We start from the raw sequence: 14,089 nt of genomic DNA on the forward strand, positions 1-14,089 counted from the left end.
TTTTGTATGCTTAGTTTTGTTTGCTTAGTGATGCGATTTCGTTATCGATACGAAGCTAATTAATTGCACCCATCATTTGGCAACTGTTCCATTGTTAGTGCCTGCTTGAAACCTTCAGATGAAGCCCACCAAATGAATTACTGTCCGGTACCGAGAATAGATGTAAATCGCCATCGACAACCGTGGCATCGTTCGCATTCTTTGCGATACGGCGCTCAAGCTCTATCGTATTAGTGGCGGTCTTAATGCCAATGTTGTACTGCGTGCCGCTCAAGTCCAATTTATCGGGATTGGAAATAATCGCTGAGGCCGAGAAGCCAACAAAATTGCTAGGTGAAATATTTGCCGGATTATTAAACGCAAAGGCATATTTCGCTTCCTTATTGCCTGTGAATCGGATAGAACAATCATCCGCAGAAATCGTGACGGGATAAGTCACACCCGTGGTCAATGGATTTCCTGCACCTGCTGTGAAGGCCGTGTCCACCGTGCCGGTATAAGTCCCTTTGATCGCCACGAATAAATCTTTGACCGCGCCGCTGCAACTGAGTCCTGGCGTTGAGGGCGTGCCGCTAGTAGCAACACTTCCCGAAGATGAACTACCACCGCATGCGCTCAGCCCCGTTACCAGTAAAGTGAGTGCGATTGTTTTTAAAGTTAAGTGATTCATAGTCTTATAAAAAAGTTTTACGATGAGGGGCGATAGGGTTAATTCGAGCAGGTCACAATCTCAAGATTTTGTGATTAACGAGGTGGAAATATGCCTTGTAAAGCGATGATAAAAGTCAGCGTCAAATACGGTTGCATATTATTGTGAGGCTGACTGCCGCCGCTAACCGCTAGTGTAGAGGCATGCATGGTGTCTGGAGATCCACTCGCCGGACCATACAAAGGCGTTCCTTTTGCCCCAACCGCAAGGGCAGTGCCAGAGGGTGAGTTCGTCGTACCTACGGTATGGGTGGTGTAGAGGCGATGATTGTGGCTGGGTATTTCTGAACTTAACAGAGTCACAGATTCGGTGCCGCCGACTTCTCCTAAGTCGTGCAAAGAAAGCCCTGGACCTTGCCCTGGATGCATGATCGCACTGCCTTGTAAATTAGGTAGCGCAAACGTGGACTCTCCATCTCCACCATAAGTGGTTCCTAATAATGCAAACAGCGCAGTATTTTGTGAAATCGGCAGTAATTGCCCATCACAAAATGCCCAACCTGTTGGCGCAAAATTGAAGGGAACCATACGAATTTCTGCTATAAATGGATTTGACACGACAGCTCCTTAATTTTGCGAAGGAAAAACACCAAATAATGAAATAATGAAGCTGATACAAACATAGGGCATCATATTTGTATGTGGTTGGCTTCCTCCCGTACTGTCAATTGCAGCAGCATTCATGAGCACCGTGGGTGACGGCGATGCGGTTGCAAATGCTTTGATAGATCCACTTGCTGGCATATTTGCCACGGGTGTTTGATGGGTGGCATTCCCTTGCGGTGCTGCGCCTGTAGCGGCTTTCCCAGTTAAAGTGTGTGTGTGGTTGGGAATTTGATTAACGGTTAATGTGATTTCTTCCGCACCACCGGTCTCAGCCAAGACATAGCCACTGCCGAAATGAATCGGCAGACGGCCACGCATATCAGGTAGCGCAAAGGTTGATTCACCATCTCCGCCATAAGTGGTTCCAATCAAATTGAACAAAGTTTCATTTTCTGAAATCGGAAGTAATTGACCTTCACAGAACATCCAGCCTGCGGGGGCGAAATTACCACCAAAGAGCCTGATTTCTCCAACATACGGTTGCGACATAGTATGGTTTCCTTAGTTTGCTGATGGGAATATGCCTTGCAGAGCAATGCAAATATTGAGTGTCAAGAATGGCTGCAAATTGAGATGTGCCTGTGAACCACCTACGCTGGTGACAGAGTTCTGCATGGCGACCGTACTTTCATAGACGTTACCAGGTGTGGTATCCGAAAAATTTGGTGTTGATGCTTTGGCGATCAATGCGTTATCGCCGATCAGTAAATTGGCGGCATCATTTGATGCCCTCACTAGGTGTGTATGTCCAGGTATTTGATTGATAGCGAGAGTGTTACTTGCAGAGCCGGCTGATTCGCCCAAGCTATGTCCGTTTCCCACGTGGATAGGTGTGCGTCCTTGCAAATTAGGTAGAGCAAAGGTGGTGCGTCCATCGCCACCATAAGTTGTACCCAATAAAGAGAACAAACCTTGATTTTGGTTAATCGGCAAAAACTGACCATTGCAAAATGCCCAACCGCGTGGAGCAAAAGAAAAGGTGAAGATGCGAATTTCGGATAAAAAAGGTGAGCTCATGATTAGCTTCTTTCGAGTTCTGTAGTTGTATGTTGAGTCTGGTGATGTTGATCGTCACTCGTTGGAGTGGGATCCTTCACAATCAAAAGATAGGGGCCATGCTGTTCCACTTCTATGAACCCCAAGCGTTGGTATAAACGACGCGCTGGATTATCTAGTTCCACATGGGCGGTCAAACATTTTTGAGCTGCCTTCGCTTCATCGATCAATTTGCTTAATAGGTAGCTGCCTATCCCACGTTGACAATGCGTAGCCAAAATTAAGATATCGATGATCAGTATTTCTTGTTGCCCACGCTCCACGTAGAGTCTGCCTATAGCTTCATCGTCTAATACAATGAGATCGTATGTGGCATCTGGATAGTGCGTTTGATAATGCTGATGCTGCGCATTAAATTGCATTTGTAAAAATTGTGCGCTTTGTTCCGGTGTGAACGGAAAAAGCTGCATTTCTTTAGCTCGCGAATCGGCATACATGGTTCTTAAGTGCGGCATGTCATCTGCAGTGATTGCACGCAAGCGCAATGAATTCACCAACGTAGTTTGATGCTCAGGTATTGCTGGTATGGATGAAGATAAGGCGCTCATTTATCCAAATACAACTTCGTAATATTGTGGTTGATTTGCTTGTGCATTGCCTATTTGATTGACCAAGACCTTAAATGAACCCATTACAGGATGAAAAAAATCTTGAATTTCGGAGCGAATGTTGACCCCATTTTTTGCGGCAAATTGCAAGCTAAAAGGTTCTTGACGACTGTCTGGCGGACGCTTGTCCGCAGGCCGTCGATGCGAGATCACGCTAACCAATTTCAAATGTGATGACGAGAGAAATCCTTGAACCTCAAACACTTGACCAACTAATGATTGAAAGTCGGCAAGTGAAAAATTTTGTAGGCAGTGGTTATCACTCAAGCTTAAATCGCAGGCATGGTTAGCTGCTTGATTTTCTATCGGTGGCATAGTAGCGGTAAGCTTGCTGGTAACTGCAGCAACCGCAACAGCGCTCGCCCCTCCGAACAACAAGAAACCACGGCGGGTCGAACCCGGTGTGCTAGACATAAAATCTCCAGTGCTGAATTAATTAAATATGGCTTCGTAGCGCATTTGATTGCGATCTCGTTCCGGGCCGATGGGAACAATAAAAATTGCTGTCTCACCTAATTGTGCATGCAAAAATTGATAAGTACCTTGAGGCAAAAAATTTTGCATATCACCTTCAAAAATCAAAGAAAAAGCTTGTTGATTTTGACTAGCGCTTTCTGGTGCGACGACTTCAAGTGCCGAAACTGTTTTCAACACTAATGAGGTGTCAGCCCCAGTATTTGAACGTACTTTGAAAGCACTATTAATGCATTCAAGAAACATGTTGTAGCGTGGTAATTTCATAGGTAAATATGGCATGAAACAAAGCAAAACATGGTATGGGGGCGAATGATGCAAGTCAAGGAAACAAATGTACAAATCCCGGTAAAGCATCAAATTTCTCACGGCGATTTTGTAAAATAGAATTTAAAAATACTAGCTATTATTGACATTTTTTGATGTGTTCAAAAACGAAAAGAATAGTGAACCAGTTTTGCCTATTTTTTGTTCAAGAACCCAGGCCTTAAAAGCGCTAGTTTTTGTGATGACGACTCCTATTCTAAGATGGATTGGATGCGTAAAGGCGAGTGCCAGCACATCAAGTCATATGACTGTTTTCTTCAATCTCATCAGTGGTGTGAGCGCTGCTCAAAACAGAAATCAAGATGTATGTAAAAGGATAGGATGTTTCAGATCTTGAAGAAGATCCTTACATGTAATTTACATGGCAGCATGAGGAATGTGAGTTGATTTCCTGTCGCGAATGTCGTCTACTTAATTAAATAGGACTTGATAAAACAAGAGTGGCTCATTGTTGACGGTCACCGGAGGATTGCGTGGTGGCTGTACCGGAGACATGGCCCAATATTGCCTTCCTAGTTGCGGATGATCGATGTGATAATTGTCTTGAGTTAGTACAGGCGAAGCAGGTGCGGAGAAAATTAATACCATAGGCATGCGGAATTCAGTCGGGATACCGCGTCCTGGAAGTTCACTGGCTTCAATCAAGCGAAGTTCGACGGTACCGACCGAGGTATGTGCGATAAAACTGGTATTGAGGATTTGCTGTGCTTGTGTAAACGTAAGTGACATAAAACATCCTTGTGGTCTGAGCTTAATTTTATGGATAGTAACAAAAATATGCTGTAATGATATTTATTGTGAGACATTTCCTATGCGTTTTGCAAGACCTGTGCCATCTTTGTAGAAAGAATGCTTTTTATTTTCTTCGTGACCATTGAGCCGCGCGTCGTTATATTAATTTCTCTGAGCGATTTAAAGACCCATAGGCTCTGAAAATTACTTAGCTGCTGTCTTGACAGTTTTCTATGGCATAAAATTAGCGTGTACTGTTAAATGCTGTCGCTGCAATGGATGTCGGCATATTTGTGCAAGCAGTGTAGTGCAGACATCCGTATCGTGAGCATCCGTAGTGTAGACATTGTATGTCGCTTAAGTGTTTTTTAAGAAGGAATAGAGATTAATGTCATCCGCAACACATTTAAAATTACCAATGTCATTTGATGTACAGCTGCTTCAGAAAGATCTTGCCCGCGCTGCTGAAACCAACTGGATACGTCATTTCAATACCCGTGATTATGAGAAAGAATGGTCTTGCATTCCTTTGCGCTCGGTTGATGGGCGTGACGATCATATTCTGCCGCTGGACAATGCTAATTTTCAAGACACCGAGATATTGCGGCAATGTCCGTATTTTCAGTATGTGATCGCACAATTTGCCTGCGAGAAGACATCGATACGGTTGATGTCACTGGAAGCCGGGGGGGAAATCAAAGAACATCGAGATCAGGGAACTTCTTTTGAGGATGGCATCACGCGTCTGCATATTCCGATTCAAACTACATCACAAGTATTGTTTCGTTTGGACGGAACGGATGTGCATTTTTCGGCAGGAGATACCTGGTATCTGAACGCGAATTGCTTGCACGGCGTGCGTAATCACAGTCCTCAGGCACGTGTTCATCTAATGCTCGATTGCATCAGCAATGATTGGTTGCATCAATTATTTCTAGACGCGGGATGGGTTGCTCCCGCCGCACCGCGTTATCCTGATCCAAATATTAACGATGCCAATGTGGCCGATGTGATTGCAGCTTTGCGTCGCAGCAGTCAAGCTTCTGCACTGACATTGGCGAACGAACTCGAAGCTATTGCTGCTAACACCATTCTCTCCTGAGTCTCTTGAGTGGTATCACATATTCACCCAAAGTTTCCTCGTCATTCATTTCCAGAAAAAGCTGGCATATCAATTGCTTAGTAAGCATTACTAAAAATCACATCGGTATTTAAAGTCAATTTAAAAATATCTTTTTTATATAAAAAGACATAAAATAAATTGATGTTTTTACTTGTATTTTTAGAAGTTAATGGCAATCATAGGACTTACGCAAAATTGCGCTGACTGGTTAGGTGCAGAGTTAAAGACAATACGATTGTACGGCGATGCGAAAACAACGATGTCGATGTCAGTTTTGTGTAATTTCTAAATCATTTGCGCAAAGCGCTTTTTTTGTAACATCACAAACACTAAGGAGATGAAATGGAAGCATTTATGGGAACAGTATTGCCGGTGGCGTTTAATTATCCACCACGCGGCTGGTTGTTTTGTAATGGACAAATTATTTCGATTGCTCAAAATTCAGCGATGTTTGCTTTGTTAGGGACAATGTACGGCGGCGATGGGCAAAATACTTTCGCTCTCCCTGACTTGCGCGGGCGCGTGGTGGTGGGCTCGCAAGGACAAGGTCCTGGCATTGCGAATGTGGGTCAAGGCGAAAAAGCTGGCGCCAATAACGTCACCGCGATCGCGAACGGGAATGTGTCATTTACACTTAATACTGCAAATTTACCTGCACATAATCATCCTGCTACTGTCAGTTTCAATCCGTTTAATGCATCGACACAAATTACAGTAGGAACAACAGCATCTGGTGGTTTGCCTGCCGTTGCCAATAACGGAGGCTTGACCATAACAGGCGCCGGTGCAAATGGTGCGGCGATTTATCTGCCAGCAGGAACTGCTCCAACAAATCCGGTTAATCTGGGTGGTGTTACTACTTCTGTGACCGGTAGCGGTACGGTCGCAACACAAAATACTGGTAGTGGTGCACCAGTGACGGCGCCATTCTCTAGTTCCAGTGTAGTATCGGTGATGCAACCTTACCTTGGTCTGAATTACATTATCGCGATGGAAGGAATTTTCCCGTCAAGAAATTAATTCCGCGGGAATTTTGAGAAAAAGCCGATGTTTTACGACATCGGCTTTTTTAATTTTTATCCCCAATTTTTAGGAAAGCTTAAGGTATTGAAGTAGCACTTTATGAAAAAAACGTAGCGAATATTAATACTTTTAAAATATTTTCTAGATAATGCTATATTGTTATTGATAAAAAATGACAATGCTATAACGTCACGCAAACAAATGTAACTAGTTGTAACGGACATCATAGCAATGAATTATCAAGAACTAAATCAGACGTCCTTCTTTTGGGCACTACAAGGCCTCTGTGCCCTACACCGTAAGCCATTTTCCTTAGAACTCGCGCAACAGCAATGCGCAGCGCCTTATAGTAATCAGGCCTTGCATCATGCTTTGGACGAAACGGGTTTATCAGCCAGCACCCACAAATGCGCTGCCAAAAAACTGCACCAAGAATCCTTTCCGCTCATTGCCTGGTGTCGTGCGCCGATGTCGTCAGAACTTGATAGCTGTACGGAAGCTAGTTCAGCCAATCTCATCTCACCGGCCTTAATCTTGCAAGCCGATGGCACGCACGTGTTGGTGGTAGAACAAACCGACAGTGCTCCACAAACCATCACGCTAGAGCAATTTCAATTACGCTATACAGGTCAAATCACCCGTGTCACCCCAAAGATCGATCCAGGCATCGATGCCGACAGTGCAGAACAAGAACGTCAAGCGCGACGATTTGGTTTTAGCTGGTTTATCCCCGAGCTCTTAAAACACAAAAAACTCTGGCAAGAAATTCTTCTGGCCTCCTTAGTCATTCAACTCATCGCACTAGCAACACCATTATTCACCCAAGCCATCATCGACAAAGTCGTCGTTCATCGCACTCAAAGCACCCTGATCGTGATTGCCATTGGCATGTTGGTATTTATGATCTTCTCTGCAGGTTTATCATGGTTGCGACAATACTTAGTGCTGCACACTGGCAATCGGGTCGATGCTGTTCTAGGTTCTGCCGTATTTGAACGTCTGTTTAAACTTCCCCCACTGTACTTTCAGCACCGTTCCACCGGTGTGATTGCTGCCCGTATGCACGGTGTAGAAACCATACGAGAATTCATCGCCAGTGCTGCGGTGACGATCATTCTCGATCTGCCGTTCTTATTGATCTTCGTGGCGATCATGTTCTATTACAGCGTGACCTTGACCTTGATCGTGTTAGCCATACTCGCGGTAATCGTGACGCTCAGCGCCATCGTGGCACCGATGTTTCAAGCCAAGTTACAACAACAATTTCAACTCGGTGCCCGCAATCAAGCCTTCATGACCGAATACATCGTCGGCTTAGAAACGGTCAAATCACTGCAACTAGAACCCCAATTGAATAGCAAATACAGCGGCTATCTAGCCAGCTATCTGCAAGCTGGTTTCGACACCAAACAACTCGCCAATACCTATAACACCATCTCCAATCTGCTAGAGCAAATCATGACCTTGCTTATCCTCGCGATAGGTGCCTACACCGTCATGCACAGCACCGAGTTCACCATCGGGATGCTGGTCGCTTTTCAAATGTTCTCAGGACGTTTATCACAACCCATGTTGCGCTTAGTCGGTTTATGGCAGCAGTTTCAACAAGCCCGTTTATCGGTGGATCGTTTAGGTGATTTGATGAATGCGCCGACAGAGCCTTATTCCATGGTGCCAAGCCGTGATGGTAAAAAGAGTGGAAAAGTTCAGATAGAACAAATTGCCTTCAAATACGCCGAAGAATTACCCTTGGTCTATGACAATCTCAGCCTGACAGTAGAACCAGGTCAAACCATCGGCATCATGGGACCATCCGGTTGTGGCAAAAGCACGCTCGCCAAACTACTACAAGGCTTCTACCAACCCACTGCTGGACGCATCCTGGTCGACGGTGTTGATATTCGCTATTTGTCCGCCAATGAATTACGCAGTCATTTTGGTGTTGTGCCCCAAGAGACGACCTTGTTCTCAGGAACGATTTACGACAATCTACAGATGGCCAGCCCAGACGCCAGTTTCGAACAAATCGCTGCCGCCTGCAAAATGGCCGAGATCCATCAAACCATAGAAGCACTCCCGAAAGGCTACCAAACCGAAATCGGCGAACGCGGTGCAGGTTTATCGGGTGGACAAAAACAACGCATCGCCATCGCCCGAGCCCTACTCAAACGTCCTAGCATCTTAGTCTTCGACGAAGCCACCAGTGCTTTAGATACCCACACGGCAGAACACTTCGCGCAAACCATCAACAGCCTGCACGGCAAGGTCACCATGCTCTTTATTACGCACGGCCTACCCAAAGGTTTACATGTTGATGCCGTGTACAGACTAGGTGAACAAGGTGCTCAACGCGTCGCATTAGCGCCAGCGGTTGGCAGCAATCCATAGTGCAGCGAATGAATCGCCACGCAGATAGACGCAAAGAGCACAACAAACACAAGAATCAATACAGCAAAAAATGAATCAAGCAAATACCAACAACCCAGCACCAGAAACGCCAGCAACACCAAGCGCCCAAGTCATCCAACTACACCCACCCACGCGCTGGCACGACCCGCTACAACTTATTCAAAACAATCCCCCCAGCCAAACAGGTCGCATTGTCCTTTGGTCGGTCTCGATACTAGTCTTTATCCTCATCATCTGGGCAGCCTTTGGCAAGCTCGACATCATTGCCAGTAGCGAAGGTAAATTAGTCCCGCAAACGCTAGTCAAAATCGTGCAACCCGCTGAATCCGGCATCATTAAAGAACTCTTAGTCAATGAAGGCGACAGCGTTAAAGCAGGCCAAGTCATCGCACGCTTGGATACCACCTTAGCCAACGCCGATCAAAGCAGCATCAGCAATGACCTGCACACCCAACAAATGCAAGTGCGCCGACTACAAGCTGAACTCAATGATCAAGCTATGCAAAGCAAAGCAGGCGACGACAACGCTCTCTTCAATCAAATCCATAACCAATACTTAGCACACAGAAAAACCTTACGCGATAATCTCGATCAAGAACTCTCTCTACTTCAAAAAGCCGAACACGAACGTAAAAGCGCGCTAGAGATTTTAAGTAAATACGAACAAATTTTACCTTCTCACAAAAAAACTGCTGACGCCTATACCGAGCTAGAAAAAGAAGGCATCGTCGCCAATTCACAAAGTGCAGAAAAACAGCGCGCCGCCATAGAAACACAAAAGAACCTCGACGCCCAACAAGCTACAGTCGCTGCACTTAACGCCACCATCAATGCCCAACAAAAACGCCTCGCCCAAATCAAAAGTACCTATCAATCCGAGTTACAAAAAGAACTCGCCGACCTTCAACAAAAGATCGGACAACTCCAACCCACACTTGATAAGAGCAATTACAAACAAGGCTTAATGGAACTCAAAGCCCCCCAAGACGGCACCATCAAAGACATCGCCACCACCACGGTTGGTGCAGTAGTACAACCCGGCAGTGTCGTCATGACGCTCGTTCCCAAAGGCGAACAACTGTATGCCGACGTCAGTATTAAAAATGAAGACATTGGCTTTGTCGAAGTCGGACAAATTGTGCAAATCAAAGTCGCGACTTATCCGTTTCAACGCTTCGGCATGCTAAGTGGCAAGCTGACTCATCTCAGTGCCGATGCCACGGAAGTCAACAAACCCAACGCAGCAGCTAACAACTCAAATGTTTCAGGTGCGAATGAAAACAATGCCAGCGTGACAGCCACCTACAAAGCACGCATTCAGTTGGATCAACAGAGTTTGATCGATGCACAAGGCAAGAAACATCAGCTCAATGCGGGTATGCAAATCGTGGCAGAGATCAATCAGGGACGGCGTAGTGTCTTGGAATATTTATTGTCCCCTGTGCAGAAGGCTGTGAATGAAGCGGGGCGGGAGAGATAGATTTAGTTAATCGTATTAAGTTGAATATTTTAAAGAACGGAGAGCGTTAATGACCAAATTAAATTATGTAGTCGCAGTGATGTTGGTAGCGTTTGTAGTATTGTCGCCAACTCACGCGCAACAAGTGAAAAAGTGGACAGATAAAGACGGTAAAGTCCATTACGGAGATGCAATGAACGCTCCGGCTAAGAGTGAGTCCGTACGTGTAGCAGCAAATAGTAATGGCTATTCAACGGACGTACCAAAAACATCAGAATCCAGCAAGAAAGCTGCCCCTGATATTAAAAAGAAAGGAGGCGAAATAGATGCTAAATTTGGGCTTCCTGTAGAAGCCATCAATCAGTGTATCGCTTATGCGAAAGAGTACGCGCGCGTTCCTCGTCAAGAGGGGAAGCTAGGTGATAGTAAGGCTACAGGTTTGATAGCGCAAATAAGTAAGTCATGTCCAAACGTCGAAATTTCATGCACGATCAAAACTCAATCACCTCAGGATGATCGATGCGAAGCGATCAAGCCGACATCGAAGAATAAAGTGTTTAGTGGCACGGTGGATAATATTCCTAGGGGATACATTTATGGGCAGTAGTGTTGAAAAATCTGCGAACAATTCAACACCCATGTAATTTGATTGGACGTGAAAAATCAAAGATACGATGAATACTCGGTAGTGGTGTCAAGGTAAGGAATATCAGTTCAATGTTGGGATGCAAATTGTGGAGGAGATTAATCAGGGTAGGCGTAGTGTGTTGGCGTATTTGTTGTCTCCCGTGCAGAAGGCGATGAATGAGGCTGGGCGGGGGCGTTGAGTAAATAGTAGTTCAAAGGTAAAAAAGAAATCTAATTAATAGCCATGGTAAAGAGGGTAAAAAATGAAGACCGTAAGAGTAAATCGTTTCGTAAGCGCAGTGGCTGCGTTGGCATTGATAGTCGGTACCGGAGGATGTGCCACTGTGTATCAGAAGTCGGAATTTTCGGGTATGGATGGCTACAGCAGTAAAGTCATCAGTGACGATACGGTCGAGATTCAATACATGGTAAGTCAACCTTGGAACTTCAGTAAGGTGTTGAATTTTTCTTTATATAGAGCGGCAGAAATGGCGACAGAGCGTGGCTATTTTAGTTTTAAATTGTTGGTGTTAAAAGAATATTCCGTAGGAACTAGCAAGATCGCAAAATGTACTGTGCAGTTTATTGATCCACCTGCAGCGGAAAGAATATTACCAGAAACGGCGGATCAACTTGCCACTTATGATTTGGTTGGTTTGGGAGTCTTTAAGCCTGGTGATGCGTTTGTGGCTTCTGAGTTGAAGAGAATGATTGATGTGAAATTGATTGATGTTAAAAAATAAATCGTATCTCGTAGTAGCTGCACCAGGAGTAATAGTAGTTAAGAATAATCTTTCAATTATGAGTGTCTAAATTTACTTTCGAAGTTTGAAGGAGAAAATATTAATGAATCAAAAAAAATTAGCATCGAATGCTAAAGTTCGTGAACATGTTCAGTGGCTTTTGCTGGCATCGGTCTTGTTAATCGCAATGACCATGAGTATGGGTGTTTTTGCTCAGAAACCTGTGCCATCACCTTCGAACAATGGTACTGAAAAATCAAATCGAAGTGATACCTATTTGAGTAAAAAACAAATGAGAAAGTCGCCAGAATGGCGACTGCAAATGAGCGAAATTCTTCTGGGTGATGGGAAATCTGCCGATGCAGATTGGCAATTGGCCGCTGCACAATTGCGTGTATTAAAGCCTGAAGTTGATATGCGTAAATTTGAGCGCTTTGCCATTCAAAGAATCGTGGTTGGAGACGTCGATTTTTCTATTTTTCATTGGTTAGAAGATATTAGGGAGAGTATGGGGGTCTATAAAACTGATCCACACTTTTTTTCTGGGACACCTCATAAGTTGTTGATGACGCGAAAGAAGGGGGAACTTGTGTTTAGCAAATATTTTGACGACATAGAGACCTTCGAATTTCCACAAGAAAGAGATCTACCTGCCAACGAGTCAAGGTTTTATCAGACCAAAGATGTTGAGTGGGAGCAGAAATGCAAACGATCAAATATTCGAAAAAATATGAATATGCATTCGGATAATTATCGTATTTGTCCGAGCTTTCTATTGGCAAAAAGTCGAGGTTATGAAGTCATTCTTTTTTCCACAATTCATAGCGAGGATTTGAATGCACGGTACTACAGTTTTGATCCCAAGACTGGCTTACTTGGCTCCATTTTAGAAGTGCATGCAAAATTTGGAAATAGTGATCTCAATTATGATAGGGCGACCAATACCATTTATGTTGAAAGTCATACGATGGAGGTATTACCAAAGGAAGCTCAAGAGTTGCCTACACTGAGACAAATACAAGCGCTCAAGGCGTTTTTGCAGAGTGGTTTGGGACACAGATTTTGTGAAATAAGACGTTGCATTCCCGGTAGCAGTCCATTGGGAAGTAGATCGGAAACTGTCCACAGGGTGGAATTAGGTGTAGAGGGTAGGTTTTATGAAAATCTTAAGGCGTTTTTAGGGCCTTATTTCTTGGAGCAAAATAATCGAGATGTATTGGAATGGCTACAGGGTGAAGATAATCGAATTCAAGAATTGGAAAATGAGTCATGGGAGTTTCGAGCGATCTGGATATGCAATTTTATGGGCACTTTCTCAGCAGTCAATGAATCGCAGCGAATATTAAAAGCTTGGGAAAAAATCCCTGTCAAAGCGAGACAAGAAATCATTCCTAGCGATATCGCTTTGTATTGGGCAGCGCTTGGCATGGAGGGATTGCTTAAAGCTTTTCCAAATTTACTTTTGGAAAATTTAGAGTTCCGCAAAGAGTAAGCGAAGTGCTGGAAAAATCGGATTAAACAGATTTTTGATTTTGAGATTATGGAAATAAAAATGAAATGGAATTTGTTGAAAAATATGATGAAGAGAACCCCTTTGGTTGGCGATACGAGATTTTCTTTGAATTCGATTTTTGTTTGCTTTGTGATGCTGAGTTTAAGCTCGTACGCACAAACTCTACAAAAAATCGATAGTTCTAAAGCTGTCGGAGCGGATGCAAAGTTGAGTGAAATTGAACAGCGACAAAAACTAGAACAGAGTTATCGTAGTTGCCCTAGTGGTTACCACAACGGCCCACGATTGGGACGTGTACGTTACACCAAGGATCCCTGGATATGGGTGGTGACACCTGAATTTGCGGCCAAGTATTGTATGCCAGAAGCTTTCATCGATCCCGAATTAAAAGGCGTAGAGGCAGTTGCGGTCAAGGTTCGTGAAGAACAAGATGAGGAGATTTGCGGATGGGGTGATCGAGTTGAAGTCTGCAATAAAGCAAGGTCGTTACGGTTCGAGATTTATGTCAAAGGTGAGGTTAAGTTACCGAAAGAAAATGATCTTTCATATTACATGCCAGCAATTTTGCCTAGTAGATTTTTAGTTTCAAATAGTCAGCATGATTTGGAAAAGATCCGGGAAAAAATCAACAAAATCCAAAACCTGGCGTGAAGCCTATCTTTAAAATATCTCAAGTCGGCT

16 protein-coding genes are annotated in these 14,089 nt (G+C 44.2%); 8 read left to right on the top strand and 8 right to left on the bottom strand.

Annotated elements, in window-relative coordinates:
* Positions 1-94 precede the first annotated feature (94 nt).
* The 8 genes from H8K55_RS08690 to H8K55_RS08725 all read right to left on the bottom strand — a co-directional run bounded on the left by H8K55_RS08690 (position 95) and on the right by H8K55_RS08725 (position 4,508).
* A complete protein-coding gene (locus tag H8K55_RS08690; RefSeq protein ID WP_186941701.1) occupies positions 95-670 on the bottom strand; it encodes a hypothetical protein in 576 nt (191 codons plus the stop codon).
* A gap of 74 nt (positions 671-744) precedes the next feature.
* Positions 745-1,266 carry a phage tail protein gene (locus H8K55_RS08695; protein ID WP_186941702.1) on the bottom strand — a complete coding sequence of 174 codons (522 nt, stop codon included), beginning with the start codon at positions 1,264-1,266 and terminating at the stop codon, positions 745-747.
* Positions 1,267-1,275: 9 nt separating this feature from the next.
* A complete protein-coding gene (locus H8K55_RS08700; protein WP_186941703.1) occupies positions 1,276-1,803 on the bottom strand; it encodes a phage tail protein in 528 nt (175 codons plus the stop codon).
* A gap of 12 nt (positions 1,804-1,815) precedes the next feature.
* The gene (locus H8K55_RS08705; protein WP_186941704.1) at positions 1,816-2,331 is read right to left on the bottom strand and encodes a phage tail protein; all 516 of its coding nucleotides are present in this window, start codon (positions 2,329-2,331) and stop codon (positions 1,816-1,818) included.
* Positions 2,332-2,333: 2 nt separating this feature from the next.
* Entirely contained in the window at positions 2,334-2,918 is a 585-nt protein-coding gene (locus H8K55_RS08710; protein WP_186941705.1) for a GNAT family N-acetyltransferase, read from the bottom strand.
* Positions 2,919-3,392: a DUF6916 family protein gene (locus tag H8K55_RS08715; protein ID WP_186941706.1), complete on the bottom strand. Its 474-nt coding sequence runs from the start codon at positions 3,390-3,392 to the stop codon at positions 2,919-2,921. It abuts the gene before it with no gap.
* An 18-nt stretch (positions 3,393-3,410) separates the two neighbouring features.
* The gene (locus H8K55_RS08720; RefSeq protein ID WP_186941707.1) at positions 3,411-3,719 is read right to left on the bottom strand and encodes a DUF6916 family protein; all 309 of its coding nucleotides are present in this window, start codon (positions 3,717-3,719) and stop codon (positions 3,411-3,413) included.
* Between the two features lie 471 nt (positions 3,720-4,190).
* On the bottom strand, positions 4,191-4,508 hold the full coding sequence (locus H8K55_RS08725; protein WP_186941708.1) for a DUF6916 family protein: 318 nt from the start codon (positions 4,506-4,508) through the stop codon (positions 4,191-4,193).
* A 391-nt stretch (positions 4,509-4,899) separates the two neighbouring features.
* Here H8K55_RS08725 and H8K55_RS08730 point away from each other — a divergent pair, with 391 nt between their 5' ends.
* From H8K55_RS08730 to H8K55_RS08765, 8 genes are all read left to right on the top strand, one after another.
* A complete protein-coding gene (locus tag H8K55_RS08730) occupies positions 4,900-5,613 on the top strand; it encodes an aspartyl/asparaginyl beta-hydroxylase domain-containing protein (protein WP_186941709.1) in 714 nt (237 codons plus the stop codon).
* Positions 5,614-5,976: 363 nt separating this feature from the next.
* Positions 5,977-6,654 (top strand): phage tail protein, encoded by a 678-nt coding sequence (locus H8K55_RS08735; RefSeq protein ID WP_186941710.1) that lies wholly within the window; start codon positions 5,977-5,979, stop codon positions 6,652-6,654.
* Between the two features lie 234 nt (positions 6,655-6,888).
* Positions 6,889-9,045: a peptidase domain-containing ABC transporter gene (locus H8K55_RS08740; RefSeq protein WP_186941711.1), complete on the top strand. Its 2,157-nt coding sequence runs from the start codon at positions 6,889-6,891 to the stop codon at positions 9,043-9,045.
* A 70-nt stretch (positions 9,046-9,115) separates the two neighbouring features.
* Positions 9,116-10,546 (top strand): HlyD family type I secretion periplasmic adaptor subunit, encoded by a 1,431-nt coding sequence (locus H8K55_RS08745; RefSeq protein ID WP_186941712.1) that lies wholly within the window; start codon positions 9,116-9,118, stop codon positions 10,544-10,546.
* Positions 10,547-10,595: 49 nt separating this feature from the next.
* Positions 10,596-11,132, top strand: a complete 537-nt coding sequence (locus H8K55_RS08750) for a DUF4124 domain-containing protein (RefSeq protein WP_186941713.1) — start codon at positions 10,596-10,598, stop codon at positions 11,130-11,132.
* A 283-nt stretch (positions 11,133-11,415) separates the two neighbouring features.
* Positions 11,416-11,895: a CC0125/CC1285 family lipoprotein gene (locus H8K55_RS08755; RefSeq protein WP_186941714.1), complete on the top strand. Its 480-nt coding sequence runs from the start codon at positions 11,416-11,418 to the stop codon at positions 11,893-11,895.
* Positions 11,896-11,998: 103 nt separating this feature from the next.
* Positions 11,999-13,387, top strand: coding sequence for a hypothetical protein (locus H8K55_RS08760; protein ID WP_186941715.1), 1,389 nt, complete (start codon positions 11,999-12,001; stop codon positions 13,385-13,387).
* A 60-nt stretch (positions 13,388-13,447) separates the two neighbouring features.
* Positions 13,448-14,059 carry a hypothetical protein gene (locus H8K55_RS08765; RefSeq protein WP_186941716.1) on the top strand — a complete coding sequence of 204 codons (612 nt, stop codon included), beginning with the start codon at positions 13,448-13,450 and terminating at the stop codon, positions 14,057-14,059.
* Positions 14,060-14,089 lie beyond the last annotated feature (30 nt).

Origin of the sequence: Affinundibacterium flavidum (assembly GCF_014284175.1) — a bacterium.
GTDB classification, from domain to species: Bacteria; Pseudomonadota; Gammaproteobacteria; order Burkholderiales; family Burkholderiaceae_D; genus Undibacterium; species Undibacterium flavidum.